At 57.2% G+C, this 19,858-nt stretch carries 20 protein-coding genes and 1 tRNA gene; 7 read left to right on the top strand and 14 right to left on the bottom strand.

What is annotated here, in order from left to right:
• The 4 genes from J7394_RS16965 to J7394_RS16980 all read left to right on the top strand — a co-directional run bounded on the left by J7394_RS16965 (position 1) and on the right by J7394_RS16980 (position 3,212).
• On the top strand, positions 1–456 hold the full coding sequence (locus tag J7394_RS16965; protein WP_209254750.1) for a hypothetical protein: 456 nt from the start codon (positions 1–3) through the stop codon (positions 454–456).
• Positions 456–1,466: a branched-chain amino acid ABC transporter permease gene (locus J7394_RS16970; RefSeq protein ID WP_209254754.1), complete on the top strand. Its 1,011-nt coding sequence runs from the start codon at positions 456–458 to the stop codon at positions 1,464–1,466. Before J7394_RS16965 ends, J7394_RS16970 begins: the two co-directional genes overlap by 1 nt.
• Entirely contained in the window at positions 1,463–2,776 is a 1,314-nt protein-coding gene (locus J7394_RS16975) for a branched-chain amino acid ABC transporter permease (RefSeq protein ID WP_170548748.1), read from the top strand. Before J7394_RS16970 ends, J7394_RS16975 begins: the two co-directional genes overlap by 4 nt.
• 178 nt (positions 2,777–2,954) lie before the next feature.
• Positions 2,955–3,212: a hypothetical protein gene (locus J7394_RS16980; RefSeq protein ID WP_247748278.1), complete on the top strand. Its 258-nt coding sequence runs from the start codon at positions 2,955–2,957 to the stop codon at positions 3,210–3,212.
• A gap of 32 nt (positions 3,213–3,244) precedes the next feature.
• Here J7394_RS16980 and J7394_RS16985 read toward each other — a convergent pair whose 3' ends face one another.
• Positions 3,245–4,792, bottom strand: a complete 1,548-nt coding sequence (locus tag J7394_RS16985) for a helicase HerA-like domain-containing protein (RefSeq protein ID WP_209254763.1) — start codon at positions 4,790–4,792, stop codon at positions 3,245–3,247.
• Between the two features lie 447 nt (positions 4,793–5,239).
• Between J7394_RS16985 and J7394_RS16990 the strand changes: the two genes are divergently transcribed.
• Entirely contained in the window at positions 5,240–5,845 is a 606-nt protein-coding gene (locus J7394_RS16990) for an invasion associated locus B family protein (RefSeq protein ID WP_209254764.1), read from the top strand.
• A gap of 57 nt (positions 5,846–5,902) precedes the next feature.
• On the opposite strand, the gene J7394_RS16995 is transcribed toward J7394_RS16990, so the two are convergent.
• From J7394_RS16995 to J7394_RS17010, 4 genes are read right to left on the bottom strand one after another with little or no spacing between them, the layout of a single operon-like run.
• Complete coding sequence (locus J7394_RS16995) at positions 5,903–7,111, bottom strand: beta-ketoacyl synthase (RefSeq protein ID WP_170479505.1); 1,209 nt, start codon at positions 7,109–7,111, stop codon at positions 5,903–5,905.
• Positions 7,112–7,120: 9 nt separating this feature from the next.
• Positions 7,121–7,378 carry an acyl carrier protein gene (locus J7394_RS17000; RefSeq protein ID WP_170373697.1) on the bottom strand — a complete coding sequence of 86 codons (258 nt, stop codon included), beginning with the start codon at positions 7,376–7,378 and terminating at the stop codon, positions 7,121–7,123.
• Positions 7,379–7,410: 32 nt separating this feature from the next.
• Positions 7,411–8,502 carry a UDP-3-O-(3-hydroxymyristoyl)glucosamine N-acyltransferase gene (gene lpxD, locus J7394_RS17005; RefSeq protein WP_209254767.1) on the bottom strand — a complete coding sequence of 364 codons (1,092 nt, stop codon included), beginning with the start codon at positions 8,500–8,502 and terminating at the stop codon, positions 7,411–7,413.
• A 37-nt stretch (positions 8,503–8,539) separates the two neighbouring features.
• Positions 8,540–10,144: a murein L,D-transpeptidase gene (locus tag J7394_RS17010; RefSeq protein ID WP_209254773.1), complete on the bottom strand. Its 1,605-nt coding sequence runs from the start codon at positions 10,142–10,144 to the stop codon at positions 8,540–8,542.
• A gap of 356 nt (positions 10,145–10,500) precedes the next feature.
• Between J7394_RS17010 and J7394_RS17015 the strand changes: the two genes are divergently transcribed.
• Complete coding sequence (locus tag J7394_RS17015) at positions 10,501–11,070, top strand: DUF882 domain-containing protein (RefSeq protein ID WP_209254774.1); 570 nt, start codon at positions 10,501–10,503, stop codon at positions 11,068–11,070.
• A gap of 300 nt (positions 11,071–11,370) precedes the next feature.
• Positions 11,371–11,952, top strand: a complete 582-nt coding sequence (locus J7394_RS17020; protein WP_209254775.1) for a hypothetical protein — start codon at positions 11,371–11,373, stop codon at positions 11,950–11,952.
• 114 nt (positions 11,953–12,066) lie between these two features.
• Here the strand turns inward: J7394_RS17020 and J7394_RS17025 are convergent.
• The 9 genes from J7394_RS17025 to J7394_RS17065 form a co-directional block, all read right to left on the bottom strand.
• Positions 12,067–12,143: transfer RNA gene (locus J7394_RS17025), tRNA-Arg, on the bottom strand.
• Between the two features lie 66 nt (positions 12,144–12,209).
• Entirely contained in the window at positions 12,210–13,430 is a 1,221-nt protein-coding gene (locus J7394_RS17030) for a cysteine desulfurase (RefSeq protein ID WP_209254777.1), read from the bottom strand.
• An 11-nt stretch (positions 13,431–13,441) separates the two neighbouring features.
• Positions 13,442–14,002: a Yip1 family protein gene (locus J7394_RS17035; protein ID WP_209254778.1), complete on the bottom strand. Its 561-nt coding sequence runs from the start codon at positions 14,000–14,002 to the stop codon at positions 13,442–13,444.
• The gene (locus J7394_RS17040) at positions 13,999–14,484 is read right to left on the bottom strand and encodes a YIP1 family protein (protein ID WP_170373691.1); all 486 of its coding nucleotides are present in this window, start codon (positions 14,482–14,484) and stop codon (positions 13,999–14,001) included. The genes J7394_RS17035 and J7394_RS17040 overlap by 4 nt, the downstream gene beginning before the upstream one ends.
• 1 nt (position 14,485) lies before the next feature.
• Complete coding sequence (sufD, locus tag J7394_RS17045; protein WP_209254779.1) at positions 14,486–15,766, bottom strand: Fe-S cluster assembly protein SufD; 1,281 nt, start codon at positions 15,764–15,766, stop codon at positions 14,486–14,488.
• Positions 15,766–16,521: a Fe-S cluster assembly ATPase SufC gene (gene sufC, locus J7394_RS17050; protein ID WP_170641573.1), complete on the bottom strand. Its 756-nt coding sequence runs from the start codon at positions 16,519–16,521 to the stop codon at positions 15,766–15,768. Before sufC ends, sufD begins: the two co-directional genes overlap by 1 nt.
• 72 nt (positions 16,522–16,593) lie before the next feature.
• Positions 16,594–18,114, bottom strand: a complete 1,521-nt coding sequence (gene sufB / locus J7394_RS17055; protein ID WP_170373688.1) for a Fe-S cluster assembly protein SufB — start codon at positions 18,112–18,114, stop codon at positions 16,594–16,596.
• Positions 18,115–18,132: 18 nt separating this feature from the next.
• Positions 18,133–19,176, bottom strand: a complete 1,044-nt coding sequence (locus tag J7394_RS17060; RefSeq protein WP_209254780.1) for a cysteine desulfurase family protein — start codon at positions 19,174–19,176, stop codon at positions 18,133–18,135.
• A gap of 51 nt (positions 19,177–19,227) precedes the next feature.
• On the bottom strand, positions 19,228–19,686 hold the full coding sequence (locus J7394_RS17065; protein ID WP_170373686.1) for an Rrf2 family transcriptional regulator: 459 nt from the start codon (positions 19,684–19,686) through the stop codon (positions 19,228–19,230).
• Positions 19,687–19,858 lie beyond the last annotated feature (172 nt).

A 19,858-nucleotide genomic window follows, 5' to 3' on the forward strand; every position in this document is an offset into this window, starting at 1 on the left:
ATGAAACTAACCTCCTTCAAGTTATTCCTCACGTTCGCTCTTTCGCTGAATCTGATGTGGCAAAACCCTACGCAAGCCGCCTCGTTTCCTAAGACCTACTGCGAAATGAGAATGTGTGAAGTTAGAGCGATGTGCATGGGTGCCGACTGTCCTGCCACGGACTGTTCAGAAGGAAGCTTTTGGCTGGAAATCTCAATGGACGACGGTGAACTACAAGCTTACGCGGTTCCGTCGACCAAGGACTCTAGAGTTCATTTCGGAGATTTTCAGGCTGACAGTAGACTCTCAAACGATCGCGCGATTGTGGCGAACAGTGTTGTTGAGAACACCCTGACCAATGCGGTCGTTGAATTGTGGACCGACGGCGAACCAAGTGGCATCGCTTTGACCATACAGAGGCTCCCTCATTCTCATTTTGTTGAAGTGGTATACGGCTTCTGCGGAGAAGAAAACTAATGGACTTCCTCAACGCCCTTGTGGCGCTCTCCAATTTCGTCCTTGTTCCCGCAATCGCCTATGGCAGCCAGTTGGCGCTGGGGGCTTTGGGGGTGACGTTGATCTATGGCATCCTGCGGTTCTCGAACTTTGCGCATGGCGACACGATGGCTTTTGGCGCGATGATCGCCGTGCTGGTCACGTGGGGCCTGCAAGCGGCAGGGGTCAGTTTCGGGCCGCTGCCGACCGCTCTGCTGGCCCTGCCCTTCGCCATTTTGGGCTGTATCGTTCTGGTGCTGATCACCGACCGGCTGGTCTATAGGTTCTACCGCGAACAAAAGGCCAAGCCGGTCATTCTGGTGATCGTATCGATGGGTGTCATGTTTATCATGAACGGGCTGGTACGGTTCATCATCGGACCGGATGACCAGCGGTTCTCGGACGGCGCGCGGTTTCTGATCAAGGCGCGGGATTTCAAGGAATGGACCGGGTTGAACGAAGGGCTTGCGATCAAGACCTCTCAGGCCATTACGGTCGTTGTGGCGGTGATCGCCGTGGCCGCTCTGTTCTGGTTTTTGAACAAGACCCGCACCGGTAAGTCGATGCGCGCCTATTCGGACAATGAAGATCTGGCGCTGCTGTCCGGCATCAACCCCGAGCGTGTAGTGATGATCACCTGGATTATCGTGGCTGCACTGGCGACTACGGCGGGCGTGCTTTATGGCCTCGACAAGAGCTTTAAGCCTTTTGTCTATTTCCAGCTTCTGCTGCCGATCTTTGCCTCGGCCATCGTTGGAGGTTTGGGGAACCCTCTGGGCGCCATCGCGGGTGGGTTCATCATCGCGTTTTCCGAGGTGACCATCACATACGCCTGGAAGAAGGTGCTGACCTATCTCGCTCCGGAAAATCTGGAACCGTCGGGATTGGTTCAGTTCCTCTCTACCGATTACAAATTCGCCGTCAGCTTTGCCATCCTGCTGATTGTGCTTCTGTTTAAGCCCACGGGCCTGTTCAAAGGAAAATCGGTATGAGCGAGGTCACCAAGAACACCCTGCTTTTCGTCACAGTTGGCGCGCTGATCCTTTTGACCGGGTTCACGCAAAGCTGGAACGCAGCGATCCTGATCCTGAACATGGGGCTGATCTCGGCCATCATGTCGATCGGTGTGAACCTGCAATGGGGATTTGCTGGCCTCTTCAACGTTGGCGTCATGGGCTTTGTGGCTTTGGGCGGACTGGCGGTCGTCTTGATCTCGACCCCGCCGACGCCCGGGGCATGGTCCGAGGGCGGATATGGCGTCATTCTGGCGCTGCTGTTGGGGGCCGCGACCGTTGTTGCGACCGTCATGGTCGCGCAGAAGATGCCTAAAGGGCGCGCGCGGACGCTGGCTATTGTCGGGATTCTAATCGTCGGGTTCTTTGTTTACCGCGCGATCTTTGATCCGAACGTCGCCGCAATTGAAGCGATTGATCCGGCCGTTGCTGGCAATATCGGTGGTCTGAACCTGCCGGTCTTGCTCGCCTGGCCAGCCGGAGGGTTGCTGGCCGCAGGGGCCGCGTGGCTGATCGGCAAGACGGCTCTGGGTTTGCGTTCGGACTATCTGGCGATTGCGACCCTTGGTATTGCCGAGATCATCATTGCCGTCATGAAGAACGAGGACTGGCTGGCCCGTGGCGTCAAGAATGTCTATGGCATCCCGCGCCCCTCGCCCGTGGTGGGCTATGAAGTTGAGCTGCAGCAAGACCCCTCGTTCCTTGCGCGGGCGGATTGGCTGGGGCTTGATCCGGTGATCGCCTCGACCCTTTCGGTCAAGCTGGGCTATTCGCTACTATTCCTGATCGTTCTGCTGGTGCTGCTGTGGATGGCACAGATGGCGCTGAAAAGCCCATGGGGCCGGATGATGCGTGCCATTCGCGACAATGAGGTCGCGGCTGAGGCGATGGGTAAAGATGTCACCCGCCGCCACCTGCAGATCTTTGTGCTTGGCTCTGCCATTTGCGGTATCGCCGGTGCGATGATGACGACGCTGGACGGTCAGCTGACGCCGGGTACCTACAACCCCCTGCGCTTTACCTTCCTTGTCTGGGTGATGGTGATCGTCGGTGGCTCGGGCAACAATTTCGGTGCCGTGCTGGGGGCCTTCCTGATCTGGTTCCTGTGGGTCCAGGTCGAACCAATGGGCCTTTGGCTGATGAACCTGATTACCTCGGGCATGCCGGATGGCAGTGCGCTGAAGGCGCATCTGATCGAAAGTGCTGCGCATATGCGGTTGTTTACGATGGGACTGGTCTTGCTGATTGTCCTCAGATTCAGCCCCCGAGGGCTGATCCCCGAGAAATAGTCGCATCGCGATCACAATACCGAAGCTGCGCCCCTCATCCGGCGCGGCTTCTTGATTTTTAAAGAGGTTTCTGAGTACACGAGACTACCGCTCGTTGTTCGGACCTTTTGGGTCCGGCCTATGCTCAGAAGAAACCCGACCGATCTTTGCGATCATTCGCACTATGAGAGTATCAGACTTGACCAAGAAAACACTGATCACCAAAGCCGTTGTCATGCTGCCGGTTCTGGCCGCGCTGACGGCCTGTATTCCGTCGCCCGAAGACCTTGAGACCACTCCTGTTCAGGTCAACACTCCGCATGGCGTCGTGACCTGTCAGCTTTATCGCCAAGATCGCGTGACCTGGGACCGTGCGATTGATTTCCCGGCCACCAAGATGTCGGTCAAGCAGGCCGATGCCTATTGCCGTCAGGAAGGCCAGCGCCGCCTGAAGTAAGCCGGTTGGCGCCCTGTGCTGGGCGCCTCCGATCAGCGATTTCGGAACAACCCGCCCAGGATTCCCCGCACGATGCGACGGCCGGTTGTTCCCTTCAGCTCTTTGATGACGGCCTCACTCATAGCCGTTGCAAACGTATCTTTCTTACGCACCACGCGAGAGGTTGAGCGCCCGACCCGGCTGCCGGAATACCGGCGGGCCGAGCTGTATTCACGCTCCATTGGGGTCTGTTGTTCGATGATCTCTTCCGCCTCCGCGGCCTCGGCCTCTTTGGCGGCAGCCTCCGCACGGGCTTGCAGGATTTCAAAGGCTGATTTGCGATCGACCGGTGTGTCATATTTCGCCGCCATCGGTGAGGCTTGCAGAATACGCTGACGCTCAGGTTCCGAAATTGGCCCAAGCTGCGATCCCGGTGGGCGAATCAAAGTCCGCTCGACAATCCCCGGCACGCCTTTCTTCTGCAGCATTGAGGTTACGGCCTCACCGACGCCGACCTCGCGGATCGCGGCCTCGGTATCGAAGGCGGGATTCTCGCGGTAGGTTTCCGCCGCCATACGCAGGTTCTTTCGGTCCCGCGCGGTGAAGGCGCGCAGGGCATGTTGTACCCGGTTGCCCAACTGTCCCAGAATGTCTTCGGGAATGTCGGCGGGGTTCTGCGTGATGAAGTAAACTCCAACCCCCTTGGAGCGGATGAGGCGTGCGACTTGCTCGACCTTGTCGACCAGAACTTTGGGCGCATCATCAAACAGAAGATGCGCTTCGTCGAAAAAGAACACCAGCTTGGGTTTTTCCGGATCGCCGACTTCGGGCAGTTCCTCGAACAGCTCACTCAGCAGCCACAAAAGGAACGTGGCATAAAGCCGAGGCGCGCCCATCAACTTGTCCGAGGCCAGTATGTTCACCATCCCCTGACCGTTTTCGTCGGTTCGCATCAGATCAGCCAGATCCAGAGCGGGTTCCCCGAACAAATTGGTGCCGCCTTGGTTTTCCAATACCAGAAGACGGCGCTGGATAGCTCCGATAGAGGCCGTTGAGACATTGCCATAACGCAGTGACAGCTGCGCCCTATTCTCACCAATCCACACCAGAAGCGCCTGAAGGTCTTTGAGATCCAGAAGCGGCATTCCCTCTTCATCAGCGACCCGGAAAGCGATGTTGAGAATCCCCTCCTGCGCCTCGCTAAGTTCCATAAGGCGCGACAACAGCAGAGGTCCCATTTCGGTCACAGTGGTACGGACCGGGTGCCCCTGTTCGCCGAACAGGTCCCAGAACGTGACCGGACATGCGGCGTAGGAGAAATCGGTAAAGCCAATCCGTTCGGCGCGCTCGGTAAACGCTTGATGCAACTTATGGGTTTCGCTGCCTGCCAAGGCCAGGCCAGACAAGTCGCCTTTGACGTCCGACAGGAAAACAGGAACGCCCGCTTGCGAAAAACCTTCGGCCAGGATCTGAAGAGTGACCGTCTTGCCCGTCCCCGTAGCCCCTGCGATCAGGCCGTGGCGGTTCGCATATTTCAGCGTCAGACCCTGCGGCGTTCCGTATCCCTCGCCCGCACCGCCCAGAAAAATCTCTTTACCCATGTAATTGCAGCCTTTTTTCACTGATCCGCAACCAGCATACAAACTTAACCTTTGGCTGCCATAGTCTATTCGTTCCCTTTGTGGCCCCGGGTTGCGAAGGGGACACTTCCTCCCTGTCGACTGGCCGTGCCTTCGGGCACGGCTTTTTTCAAGGAAGTGAGCGATTGGAACTGTGCTGATTAGTGCATTAAATTTTTCTGTTAGCGGTTGACCCTTGCTTCCCCCTTTCGTAACGTCTGCGCATAACTAAGTCGGCCAGTCCGACGGGGAGAAAAATTTTGGAAAGAGGGCTGCTCCACCAGCCCTCTTTTCTTTTGCCCGTATGGGTTTTTGAGCGAGGTTTGGCTCAAGAAAACGGTCACATTGACCTCAGTCATTCGGTTAACGACTGACAGCCGCGGCGAAGGATGCTAGACGAGGCAAAACAAACAGCAAACCGAGGCATTCATGTTCAAGAAACTCCTCTCGTTTAATACTCTGGCAGCCGTTCTGATGTGCGGAGCGGTTAGCGCGCAGGAAACGACTTCCGAAGGCACGACCGCTGAAGGCACAGGGGCCGATGTGGGCGCAGGCCTCGATTTGGGCCAATCCGGCCCACGTGTGGGTGAGCAATACGTTAAAGAGGAATCCGGCGATTGGGATATCTCCTGCATCAAGGCGCAGCAAGGCGAAGACCCCTGTGCGATCGTTCAGATTCTGAACGGCGCTCAGGGTGATCCAATAGCTGAAGTGTCCATCGGCAAGCTGCCCGAAGGCGGAGCGGCTGTTGCATGGGCCAATGTGATCGTACCGTTGGAAACCTTGCTGCAGGCGCAACTGGCCCTGTCGATCGACGGCGCGCCGCGCAAGCTTTACAACTACCACCACTGTCTGCCCGTTGGCTGTGTTGCGCAGTTGGGCCTCAGCCAGGGTGACGTTGACGCGATGAAGGCAGGCAGCAAAGCGACCTTCTCGCTTGTTCCCGCGCGCTTTCCTGATCAGGTTTTGAACATGGACATGTCCCTGTCGGGCTTTACCTCGGCGTATGAAGGGCTGACCGTCAACGTCAACTAAGACCGTCAAAAATTGAGATCGCCGCCGCAGCTTTGTGGCGGCGTTTTTCTTTGCGGATCAGACGCTTTTAAGCGCCAAGACCGCATTCAACCCGCCAAACGCAAACGCATTGCTGAGCGCTACGTCGACCTTGGCTTCACGCGCGACGTTTGGCACCACGTCCAGCGCACATTCCGGGTCGGGTTCTTCATAACCGATGGTGGGCGCGATCACTCCGTCCCGCAGCGCCATGATGCAGGCCAGAAGCTCCACCGCTCCGGTGCCTCCGATCAGGTGGCCGTGCATGGATTTCGTCGATGAGATCATCAGATCATCCGCATGCGGCCCGAACACATCCGCCACGGCGGCACATTCCGTTTTGTCATTCGCCGCAGTACCTGTGCCATGCGCATTGATGTAGCACACATCGCTAGCGTTCAGCTTGGCATCTGCCAACGCGCCTGCCATAGCTCGTGCGGCACCCTGCTTGCTGGGCATCACGATATCGGACGCGTCCGAAGACATGGCGAATCCCACAACCTCGCACAGGATATCTGCGCCGCGCGCTCGGGCATGTTCGTATTCTTCGAACACGAAGACACCGGCACCCTCGCCCTGCACCATCCCGTTGCGGTTGGCGCTGAAGGGGCGGCAGGCATCCTTGGACATCACGCGCAGACCTTCCCAGGCCTTCACACCACCGAAACATAGCATGGATTCCGATCCACCGGTGATCATGGCAGGCGCGGCACCGCTGCGCACCATCTGAAACGCCTGCGCCATTGCATGGTTCGAGGATGCACAGGCCGTCGAAACCGTAAAGCTGGGGCCTTTAAGGTTATGCTCCATCGAGACATGGCTGGCCGCTGCGTTGTTCATCAGCTTGGGCACAACAAAGGGATGTACCCGGTTCTTGCCGTCCTCATAGACCGAGCGGTAATTGTCATCCCAGGTCGAGACCCCTCCGCCCGCCGTGCCCAGAACCACACCGGATCGTGCCGCGAGCTCGCCGTGGAACTGAATGCCCGACTGGTCGATCGCCTCTTTCGCGGCCGTTAGGGTGAACTGTGTGAACCGATCATAGAGAGACATCTGCTGGCGGTTAAAGCGCCCTTCGGCCTCGAACCCCCGCACCTGACCTCCGATCTTGATCGCCAGACGGTCGACATCGCGGAATTCCAGATCCGAGATACCGCAACGCCCTTCGCGCATGGCCTCGAGCGTGTCGGGGACCGAATGACCCAGCGAGTTGATAGTACCCGCTCCGGTAATGACAACCCGTTTCATTGTTTCGGGTCAGACCTTTTCCGACACAAGCTGTTCGATGCCCGCAATGATCGCGGCCACGTTCGAGATATCGAAATCATTGGCCTCGGGTTCATTGGCGTTGAAGGGAACCGAGATGTCGAACTCTTCCTCGATGGCGAAGATGCTTTCGACCAGGCCCAGGCTGTCGATGCCCAGATCCGCAAGTGTGCTGTCGGGTGTGACATCCGATGGCTCCAGAACGGCCTGCTCTGCAATGATTGCGATGACGCGGTCGCTGATGCTCATGTTGATCCCCTGGCTATCAATCTGAGGATGATTTAATCGCTCGGAGACTGTTTGGAAACAGCCTTTTTCAATGCCTCAACGTCGCGGGCCATGCGCGGCAAGCGGCGCTGCGCCTTGTAGATCTCGGTATGGGTTTCCATCTTGACGCCCGGATAGCCCATGATCACCCGGCCGGCGGGTACGTTGGATAGAATTTTGGTGCCGCCGCCTGCAATCACGCCGTCGCCGATGAAGATATTGTCGACCACGCCGGTCTGGCCGCCAAGCACCACGTTATTGCCGATCTCGACCGAGCCGGACACGCCGGTCTGCCCACATAGAAGACAATCGCGCCCAACACGCGTGTTATGCCCTACATGCACAAGGTTATCGAGCTTGGATCCATCGCCAATCCGCGTGTTTCTGATCGTGCCATTGTCGACGGTGCAGTTCGAGCCGACCTCGACATCGTCGCCGATTTCCACCGCGCCCAGAGAATGAATGCGCAGCCAGCTTTGCGCTTTGGCTTCCCCCTGATCACCCATGGTTTTACGAGCGTTTTCGGCCCCTGACACCTCAGGCGTGACAAAGCTGAACCCGTCGCCGCCAATACGCGCGCCGGGTTGGGCGACAAAGCGGTCTCCGATTTGCGCGCTGGCACCGATGCTGACCATTTCACGAAGCAGGGCTTGCGCGCCCAGCACCACGTCCATTCCGATTGTGCAATGCGGACCGATCACCGATCCCGCGCCAATCTTCGCCCGCGCGCCGATAACCGCCAGCGGACCGATCGAAACACCCTCAGCGATTTCGGCCGTCGGATCGATGACAGCCGAGGGATGAACGCCCGGTTCAACACCCTGCCCCCGGTCCAGCAGTGTCGTGATACCCGCCATCGCCATGCGGGGACGCGTGACAAAAATCGCAGCGCGCAGGCCCATTGCTTGCCAATCCGCGCCTTGCCACAGCACGGCTGCACGGGCCTCACCGCCCGAAAGCGTTTCAGCATATTTGGGGGACATTGCCATCGCCAGATCGGTTGGTCCGGCATCACCCGGTTCAGCGGCCCGCAGAATTGTCAGGTCCGTTTCACCCTGACATTCGGCCCCAAGGCTATCTGCGATCTGTTGGATGGTGAACTGCATGGCGGGCGTCCTCTTGGGCAGGATTTACCCTGAGTGCTTACCCCTGAACGTCCGGCAGGGCCACCCCTGCCTTTTGCAGCGCGTCCCAAATCTTGGCATCGCGGTTATAGACGTCGCGGCGATACTGAACCTCACCCTTCGGGCCGATATAGGCGGTGCGGTAGATCAGGTGGACGGGCACTTTCTTGTCCAACTTCACCGTCGTCTCCTTGCCGGTATTCAATACACGATGGAAGAACGCCTTGGGGTCCTCCTCCTGTTTGGCCAGCAGCGCATAGGCGAACTCGAAAGGTTGCGCCAGGCGGATGCACCCGTGCGAGAACGCCCGCACCTCACGCGCAAACAGAGATTTCTGAGGCGTATCATGCAGATAGATGTTGTACTTGTTGGGGAACATGAACTTCACCAGCCCCAGTGCATTGCTTTTGCTGGGGGGCTGACGCATCGCGAACGGGAAGTTGCGTGCGGTAAACTGGGTGAAGTCGACGGCCCCTCGATTGACCTGACGACCACTGCGATCCGTGATCTGGATATGGCCCACCGCGTTCGGGTTCGATTGCAGTTTGGGCAGGTATTCCTTGGTGATGATCGAGCGTGGCACATACCAGCTGGGATTGATCACCATATGCTCCATTTCATCCGAGAATTCGGGGCTGCGGCGATCATGCACGTTTTTGCCGATCACGGCGCGGGTCTCGAACGTGACCAGCCCGTCATCCACGATCTTTGCCGAGAAGTCGGCCTGATTGACCAGAATGTGCCGCTCGCCCCGCTCACGCGGCAGCCAACGCTCCCGCTCCAAGGCGACATAGACGGCCTTCAAGCGATCCGAGGCAGGTCGGTTCAGCTCGGTGATTGTGCCTTGCCCGGCTACCCCGTCCGAGGCCAATCCGTGCGCTGTTTGGAATGCCTGAACAGCCGCAAGCAGGGCGTCGTCAAATTCCGGGCTGGCGGTGGGCTTAAGGTAACCCATCGCAACAAGCCGGTTGCGCAGTTTGATCACATTCGGACCGGTATCGCCGTATTCCAGTTTGGTGACCGGAACTGTCGGCCCCCACCCGCCCTGACGGATCAGGTTCTCCAACGCGATCTTTTGCTTCATCAACGCGCGATATTGGGCGGTTTGCGGGATCAGAGTTTCAAAATACGCCGCACCCTGGGTGTTCAGCGCCTCAAGATGCTGGTTTGCATCGCGGCGTTCAACCTTGCGCACAAGGCCATCGTCAATACTGGCGGGCCGCAGGGCACCGGAATAGATGTCATCTGCATAGCTTAGGAAGATACGCGTCAACTGCGCCTCGACCGTGCCCAAATCGCGAACCGAACGTGCCTCAGCCATCTGATCGACCAAGGCCTGCACGTCATACGCGGCGGGCAATCCATGGCGCTCGGTCTCGGAAAGGGCTTTGATCAACGCTGCGCGGCGTTTTGCGTGTTCCCGCGTATCGCCGACCCACAGAGGGGTAAAGCCATTGCTGCGGTAAAATTCCGAAATCTGATCAGAGGCAGAGGTATTTTCGGCAACCGCCATCCGAAATGCCGTGTTTGAACCCTCGCCTGATGACGCGTTCGCGATGGATGCCGTCGCCAGAAAACAGGCGGTGAAAACAAAACTGGTACTGGTCCGTAACACTGAGAGCATGGGATGGCCTTGGTTCTTCAATAACTTATGCGATGTCTGCCGGAGCTTTATTTATATATGGTTTTCAGCCATCGGGCATGTCTATTCACAAATACCTTACTTGTTTCCTTCTTTTGCACCCTGATGCGCGTTTGCATCTACCCGATGCCGAAACTCCTCAGTTGCTTAATAAAATGACTCATTTGCATCACCTGCGCAAAAAACTGCCGAAAATTCCCCCTAACAAAGGTGCATTCCAAAGACTTCTTGGCCGACGATTCCAACTGTGCCATACATTCGCCATCTGGGATGGGAAAAAATTAAGATAGCGCGCGTAACATCGTGTGCAGGCAGGAACAGTACGGGACGATACAAAAATGACCAAGAGCAGTACTTCGGGTATGACCCGTCGTGCCCTTCTGGGCGCATTCGCGGCAACGGCCGTGGCGGCAGCACCGACCTATTCCAACGCAGCAGGCTTCCTTCGTGGTGGTGGTGATATTCGCCGCATCCGCATGTATTCCGGTCGCACGGGTGAGCGGATTGATATGGTTTACTGGGTCGATGGCAAATATATCAAAGACGCCGTGAAAGAGGTGAACCACTTCATGCGCGACTGGCGTACCGATCAGTCGAAAGCGATGGACCTGCGCACAATCGACATCATGGCCGCGTCGCACAACCTTTTGGATGCTGATGAGCCGTATATGCTCCTTTCGGGGTATCGCTCGCCACAAACCAACGCCATGCTGCGGTCCAAATCGCGACGGGTGGCGCGGAACTCGCTCCATATGCAGGGACAGGCGGCTGACCTGCGCCTCGCATCCCGTTCGGTCTCGCAGATGGCCAAAGCGGCCATGTCCTGTCGCGCAGGCGGTGTCGGACAATACTACCGCTCGAACTTCGTCCACATGGATTGCGGCGTCGTTCGCACGTGGCGCGGCTAAGTCGCGACCCATTCCAATGTGAGTGCGTATGGCAGGCCGATTGGTCTGCCCAATCCCTTTTTCAGCGCGAAATCTAGCAAAATCCCAATTCCCTGCCCACTCCTGCTATTTTGAGACGCATAGCCATGCTGTTCAACTGTCGCTAAACTGTTTCTGGTAAATTGGATCGCATGTCTTTTGCCCTGAACCATCAGCCTATCTTGTGCTGCGAATAGCCGTCATTGCAGGTTAAGAACGGGTCGGTTTTGAGCCGATTAATTGTGACAGACCGACGATTCCACTGATCGCAGAGGGCAAAAGATGTTCATCGATGGGGACGGAAATGAGCATCTTGTAGGTAGTGCCTACGAGATCGAGCCACTTATAACCGGCAAGGAGAAAAGCTATGTGAGCCGTACTGGTCTGACTTTCTGGTTCGATTTGAACACCAGAACTGTTTGGACAGATCGCGATGACGTTTTCTTACATGAGCACGAATCCTATGACCGAGATGAACCTGGGTTTGTGTTCATTCTACACATTGAGGGGCGCTCAATCGCATTTTCCAAGTCATCCGAGCAAAGGTTCATGCTTACTTCAAGTGTTCGCGAGGATGGGTCAAGGTACTGGGAATTCGGGCAAATTGGTGCGCAATATGAGAACCTTGCCAAAGTCCTGACCAGACCACTTTCACAAACCTTTAAAATGACCAACGCAAAACAGTTTGCGAACGCGACACAGCAAGAGTTCGCGCTCACTTTGGTCGAAGATATTCTTTCACATTTCATGGGAAATTGGTTGGGACTTGCGCATGGTAAAGAGCAATCTGCCGATGTTATTTTTACCAAAGAGCTACAACAAAGAATTGCGCGCGGTGAACTTGTAGAAGACGCCAAGCAATGAAAAATCTTCAGACTTTTTGACCGATATTGAGACAGCATGGAGCAACCAATCTGTCGCTCATCAATGCGTAGAAGCTGCGTAAACTTCTGTATTCTAAAATCTTTCAGGAATTTATGGCGCACCTGAGAGGATTCGAACCTCTGGCCTCTGCCTTCGGAGGGCAGCGCTCTATCCAGCTGAGCTACAGGTGCCTTGGCCGTTAGCTAACCTTGTTCCGAGCTGGGTGCAACTGGAAAACGGCCCGCCTCAACTGAGATTTAGGCAAAGAGATCATGCGCCAGTTCAAGCGCGTCTATCAGGGTGTCGACCTCATCCGTGGTGTTATAGAGGCCAAAGCTGGCACGACAGGTGGCCGTCACCCCAAGGTGATCCATCAAAGGACCGGCGCAATGGTGACCGGCGCGAACCGCGACGCCTTTCTTGTCCAGAATCGTCGAAACATCATGCGCATGCCCCGCCCCATCCAACGTGAAGCTAAAGATCGCGGCCTTGTCTGGCCGTGTGCCCTGAACCTGTAGCCAGTTTAGACCGGTCAGACGCTGCATGGCATAATCGCGCAGATCCGCTTCGTGACTGGCGATATTCGCCATCCCCAGATCCATCATGTAGTCCAACGCAACGCCCAGTCCGATGGTTTGGACGATGCCCGGCGTGCCAGCCTCAAACTTCATTGGCGGATCATTGTAGATGACCTGATTCTTGCTGACCTCTTTGATCATGTCGCCGCCGCCGATGAAGGGGCGCATTTCGGCCATACGCTCGGATTTGATATAGATAGCGCCGGAACCGGACGGCCCATAGAGCTTGTGCCCGGTGATGGCGTAGAAATCGCAACCGATATCCTGAACGTTGACCGGCATGTGAACCGCACCTTGGCTGCCATCGACCAGAACCGGCACGCCCTTGGCATGCGCGCCCTCCGTGATGGCCTTCACGTCGACCACGGTGCCCAAAACGTTCGAACACTGCGTGACTGCGACCAGCTTGGTCTTTGGCCCGATCGCGTCAATCACGGCCTGCGGATCAAGCCCGCCATCCGCATCGACATCGACCCATTTCAGCACCACGCCCTGACGCTCGCGGAGGAAATGCCAGGGCACGATGTTGGCGTGATGCTCCATCACGCTGAGGACGATCTCATCCCCGGCTTCAAGCCGTGGCATGGCCCAGCCATAGGCGACCAGATTGATCCCCTCGGTCGTGCCGGAGTTCAGAACAATCTCATCCTCATCCGCAACACCTAGAAAGCGCGCAACAGTGCCGCGCACGGATTCATATTTTTCGGTCGCGAGGTTCGAGAGGTAGTGCAACCCGCGATGCACGTTAGAGTATTCCTCGGCATAGGCACGCGTTACGGCATCAATCACGACCTGAGGTTTCTGCGCCGACGCGCCATTGTCCAGATATGTCAGGGGTTTGCCGTTCACCTGCCGCGACAGGATCGGGAAATCAGACCGGATTTTCTGCACATCATACATGAGAGATCTTTCTAGACAGGACCCAACGGGTTGAGAATTAGGACAATGGGAACCGCCAGCAATGCCGACAATAAGATGACGCCAAAGGACTTGCCCAGAGATCCAAGCTTGTGCGCCTCATTCAGAAAATGAAGCGTTATGTAGAGGCTGTAGATCGCCGTTGCCAGGATCAAAGGGGCCATAAAAGCTGCCGCGATCAAGCTCAGCGCGAGGGTCGCGACCAGTGCTGCAATTTGCAGGAACTGCAGCCAAATCGTCAGGATCATCAGATCTTCAAAACGCCCCGTTCCGCCCAGAAAACGCCCGACATAGAGAAAGGCCAGAATGCTGAACAACATGGTTCCTGCGGATCGGATCAGCACAACCGGAATCGATTGAGATACGGTTGGGCCACCCGATGCGGCGATGGACAAATCTAAGCCCATCTGCGCAATGCAATTGAGGACAACGGCCAGAAAGAACGCCAGCCACAAAACCTCTCGCCCCGGGTTGAGGGCCAAAATCTGTCGCGCCGCTTCGGCAGGCTTTCTGAGCGTCAGGCTCGCCAGTGGGCCCAGAGGGGGTATCGTCATTCAGCCGACCTTTGTGCTTGTCGCAATCCGGATAACCAGAACCAGACAAAAACGGCAACCCAAATCAATCCGACCAAAGTTTGTGTCGGACCGGGGCCTATGAACCCGGCGACCAGTCCGTTCAGCAAAACCAAAGGTGCTGAGGACAAGAGCGCCCAGAATAATGCCAATCTGGCACCATAGGCACTGCCCTGCCCGCCCACCAGGCGCGCGGCCCAATGTGACACCAAGGCCAGCGTGTAGAAGAACAGTGGCAGGATGAAGACCGAGCCCAAAAGCGCTCCGCCCAAGAGCATGTTCAACTCAACCTGCTCAAGATGCGCGCGGCGGGCTAAGCTGGGCATTTGCGCGATGAAGGCCACCACGCAGAAGGCCATGACGAAGATCAGCGCCCGGTCTTCGCGCGGCCCCATGTCCAGAAGCCGACGCACAACGCGCCCCGGCCCCCGGTATGTAGCGACGATATCTGATGAGACCGGCATATCAGCTGTGACGCGAAAGCCAGCCTTCCAGACGGGTCACGATCTCTTCGGCCAGTGTCTCGTCCTCGATCTCATCCACCGCCTCGGCAAGGAAAGCCAGCGTCAGCATGTTGGTGGCGTCCTTCGTCGGAACCCCGCGCGAGCGCAGGTAAAACAAGGCGGTCTCATCAATCGCGCCCGAGGTCGACCCGTGCGAACAGGCGACGTCATCGGCGTAGATTTCAAGCTCGGGCTTGGCGAGGAACTGGCTGTCATCGTCCAGCAAAAGCGACTGGCTGATTTGGTAGCCATCGGTTTTCTGCGCGCCTTCCTTCACAAGGATCTTGCCTTGGAACACGCCTGTCGCGCCGTTGCGCAGGACCTTCTTGAACACCTGACGGCTTTCGCAATTTACCGCGTCATGGGTGACAAAAACGGTGTCGTCGTGGTGGAAATCACCGTCTCCGACGCAAGCACCAGCCACATGGGCCACGGCATCGTCTCCGGTCAGCTCTACCACCTGCTCGTTACGGGTCAGCACGCCATTGGCTGTCAGAGTGAACGACTTGTAAGTCGATTCCTGACCAAGACGCGTGAACATATGGGTCACAGCCCGGCGTTCATGATCGCGGCCCTGCGCCCGGACGTGGTGCAAGGTCCCGTTATCGGCGATGTCGATCTCCATACACTTGTTGAAGCGCGACGCGGCGGGACCGGCCTCGAGGATCGTGGCCTCGGCATCGCTTTCAACACGGATCACGTGGTGCAGGATCGCGTCGGAATCCTCGGACTCGTGACGGTACACCAGATTGATCGGCTTCGACGGTTTGCCAGTCACATGGATGGCAACGCCGTCAGTCGCAAACGCGGTGTTCAAAGCGGCCAGAGGACGCTGAACCGGGGTTTGGCCCCGCTCCTCGAGCTTGCCGTAGAGATCCTTGGCCCAGTGGATATCCTTGCAGCAAATATCCTCCAGCCGGTCGATCTTGACGCCTTCGAGGCTCAGGTCATCCGAGGCTTCGGCATCGAACACACCATCGACGAACACGATCTGCAGCCGATCGACATCGTTGAACACCATCGGCTCGCCCGACTCGAAAATCGCAGCCTTGGGCGCATCGGCCGAGACCAACGTATCCGGACGCGTGTATTTCCAGTATTCGTCGCGTCGGCTTGGCAGCCCCATTTCACGAACTCGGGCCAAAGCCCCTTGGCGCGCGGCTTTGGTGCATCCGGGATCAGGCATCGTCAGCGAGGCCAGACGCTCTTCGGTTGCGGTCTGTTTTGCTTGCGGTAAGGCCATCAGTTCACCTCGGCAAGAATGTCGGAGTAACCATTGTTTTCAACTTCCAGCGCCAGCTCAGGACCGCCCGATTTCACGATGCGGCCATCGGCCATGATGTGAACGACATCCGGTTTGATGTGGTCCAGCAGGCGCTGGTAGTGGGTGATGACCAAGAAGCCACGCCCCTCATCCCGCAGCGCGTTCACGCCTTCGGAGACCAGCTTCATCGCATCCACGTCGAGGCCCGAGTCGGTCTCGTCCAGAATGCACATTTTGGGCTCCAGCATCGCCATCTGAAGGATTTCATTGCGCTTTTTCTCACCGCCGGAGAATCCGACATTGACCGGACGCTTCAGCATGTCCGCGTCGATCTTCAGCGATTTGGCCTTTTCGCGCACGAGTTTCAGGAAGTCAGCGGCCGACAGTTCCTCTTCTCCACGTGCTTTGCGTTGCGCGTTCACAGCGGTTCGCAGGAAGGTCATGTTGCCGACGCCTGGGATCTCAACCGGGTATTGGAACGCGAGGAACACACCAGCCGCGGCGCGCTCTTCCGGCTCCATCTCGAGCAGGTCTTCGCCGTCCAGAGTGGCCGAGCCTTCGGTGACCTCATAGCCATCGCGCCCCGAAAGCACATAGCTGAGCGTCGACTTGCCCGAGCCGTTCGGCCCCATGATCGCATGCACCTTGCCAGCTTCGACCTTAAGGTCGACACCTTTGAGAATTTGCTTGTCTTCTTCTTCAAGCTGTACGTGCAGGTTCTTGATTTCCAGCATGTTTTGTCCTTTTGCGTATCGCAAGAGGGCGCGCGGCCCCCGCGTAAATTCTGATTTCAGAGAAGCTTGGGTTTAACCCACAGACCCTTCAAGCGAGATAGCCACCAACTGCTGTGCCTCCATCGCAAATTCCATCGGCAGCGCCTGCAGCACGTCCTTGCAGAACCCGTTGACAACCAGCGCCACGGCCTCTTCTTCGTCCATGCCACGTTGACGGCAGTAGAACAGCTGATCGTCATCCACTTTCGAGGTCGTCGCCTCATGCTCAACGCGGCTCGAGTTGTTTTTGACCTCGATATAGGGAACAGTATGCGCCCCGCATTTGTCGCCGATCAGCAAGCTGTCACACTGGGTGTAGTTTCGGCTGTCCTTTGCCTTCGGGTGCATCGAGACAAGCCCACGATAGGTGTTCTGCGCCTTACCTGCGCTGATACCCTTGGAGACGATGCGCGACTTGGTGTTCTTGCCCAGGTGAACCATCTTGGTGCCGGTATCGGCCTGCTGGTAGTTGTTGGCAATCGCGATCGAGTAGAACTCACCCTGGCTTTCTTCACCACGCAGGATGCAGGACGGGTATTTCCACGTCACGGCCGAGCCGGTCTCGACCTGTGTCCACATCACCTTGGAGCGATCCCCACGGCAATCGGCACGCTTGGTCACGAAGTTGTAGATACCGCCCTTACCGTTCTCGTCCCCGGGGAACCAGTTCTGAACAGTGGAGTATTTCACCTCAGCGTCTTCTTCGACGATGATCTCGACCACGGCCGCGTGCAGCTGCGCGGTGTCGCGCTGAGGTGCGGTGCAGCCTTCCAAGTAGCTGACATAGCTGCCTTTATCGGCGATGATCAGGGTACGCTCGAACTGGCCGGTGTTCTCCGCATTGATACGGAAATAGGTGCTGAGCTCCATCGGGCAGCGTACGCCCGGTGGGATGTAGACGAACGAGCCATCCGAGAACACAGCCGAGTTCAGCGTGGCATAGAAGTTGTCCGACACCGGAACCACGGTGCCCAGATACTTCTTCACCAGTTCAGGATGCTCTTTGATCGCTTCCGAGATCGAGCAGAAGATCACGCCGGCCTTTTTCAACTCGGCCTGGAAGGTCGTGCCGACAGAAACCGAGTCAAACACGGCGTCGACGGCCACTTTGCGACCCTCTGCAGGCATATCCTCGGCGCCTTCAACGCCTGCCAGAATCATCTGTTCTTTCAGAGGGATACCCAGCTTTTCGTAAGTGGCCAGAAGCTTGGGGTCGACCTCATCCAGAGATTTGGGTTTCTCTTCCATGGATTTTGGACGGGCATAGTAATACTGGTCCTGAAAGTCGATCTCAGGGTAGTTGACCATGGCCCATTTCGGCTCTTCCATCTTGGTCCAGCGTTCGAAAGCCGACAGACGCCATTCGGTCATCCATTCGGGCTCTTCGTTCTTTTCCGAGATCAGCCGAACGATATCCGGGTTCACGCCCTTGGGCGCGTATTCCATCTCGATCTCGGTTTCCCAGCCGTATTTATAAGTGCTGACCTCGCGCACCGCATCCACGGTTTCCTGATCGACACCCTCTTTTACCTGGGTCTGGTCCAAAGCGGCCATTGTTTACCCTCCGTCAGATCACGCGGCCCGCGCGCGATGCTTTTTCTCTTTCTCAAGCCACATTTCGGCGAAACGCAGCACATCTTCCCTGGTAGTCCGAGGTCCCAGCGACACGCGGATTGCGCTGGCTGCTGTCCCCTCATCAAATCCCATCGCAGTCAGAACAGCACTGGCGCGGACCTTTCCGCTTGAACAGGCCGAGCCCGCACTGACCGCAAAACCAGACAGGTCCATCTGCATGACTTGCGTTTCACCCTTCCAACCCGGTGACGCGAAACATGACGTGTTCGGCAGGCGTGTCTGGTCTTTCCCGACAAAAATAGGTGATCTTTCACCAGCCTCAAGGGCGTTTTCTAGAATATTTCTAAATTCTTCGACCTGCTCCCAAACACCATTGGCAAGATCCTTGGCAGCTGCTTCAGCAGCGGCCCCGAACCCCGCGATTCCAATGACATTTTCGGTTCCAGAGCGCCGCCCCATCTCTTGCCCGCCGCCCTTTATCTGAGCAGGCAGATCCGTGCCACGCTTCATCACGACGGCTCCGATCCCTTTGGGGCCACCCAGTTTATGTGCAGACACAAGCGCCATCTGAACATCCATCCAGTTGAACGCAATCGGCAGCTTGCCAAACGCCTGGGTCGCATCGGTTACCGCCAGCCCCTTGGGCAGAGCCTGAACAATACCCGTTTCCGAATTCGCAACCTGGAGCGTTGCATTCGCAGGTTCGCTCAGAGTGGCCGACCCGTCCGAAGAAACCGAGATATCCTCTGTAATCCATGACCTTACCGCGTCATGCTCAATCGATGCGCCGTGCAGGTTCCGACCCGCCATTGCCAAAGCAGCACCTTCGGTCGAACCAGAGGTAAACACGATATCCGCACCATCCGCCCCAAAAGCCGATGCCACCTGTGCCCGCGCGCGTTCGATCAAAGCCTTCGCCGCGCGCCCCTCGGCATGAACCGACGAGGGGTTCCCGCGGACATCCATCGCCGCGATCATCGCGTCCCGCGCTTCGGGCCGCAAAGGCGTTGTGGCGTTGTGATCGAGATAAACACGATTCATGGAGTCATCTTTTCCCATATATTTCTGAAACTTGTACTCAGAGGCTACGGATCACTCATCCACAACGGCAAACAGGTTCGGAACCGCCGGACAGGGCGCGAGGTCATTCTTGATCACGTCAGACAATCTGGTCTGATGCAGGAACACATACACATGTGCGCTGAGGCTTTCCCAAAGCCGGTTCGTCAGGGATTGCGCGCGGCTGCCCGAGGACGCGCCCGAAGCTCCGGCGCCCTTGGCCATTGCATCCACCGTTTCATCGACGGCCGACAGAATCTCGACCACGCGGATCTCCGATGGCTGTCGGGCAAGGCGATACCCACCACCCGGACCTCGGGTCGAGGTCACAAGCTCAGCCCGGCGTAGTTTGACGAACAGCTGCTCAAGATACGGCAGCGAGATATCCTGCCGTTCCGAGATTTCACCCAGTGTCACGATCTTGTCCGAGGGCTGCAGCGCAATGTCCGCCAGCGCCACCATGGCATACCGGCCCTTTGTCGACAGCTTCATTGTCATTTCCCTTCGGCAAGTTGGACGCGAAATCATTGACGCCGCCGCCGCCAGTGCGTATCTCCGACTGACAGCGCGTTGCGCAGGATATCACATTTAGAACCGTTCTAAGGTGCCCAACGAATACAGTCAAGTATTTCCCGGCGCCCAAGATAAAGACAGGACCAAAGCA

The sequence above is a fragment of the Ruegeria sp. R13_0 genome, assembly GCF_017743995.1.
Classification (GTDB): Bacteria; Pseudomonadota; Alphaproteobacteria; order Rhodobacterales; family Rhodobacteraceae; genus Ruegeria.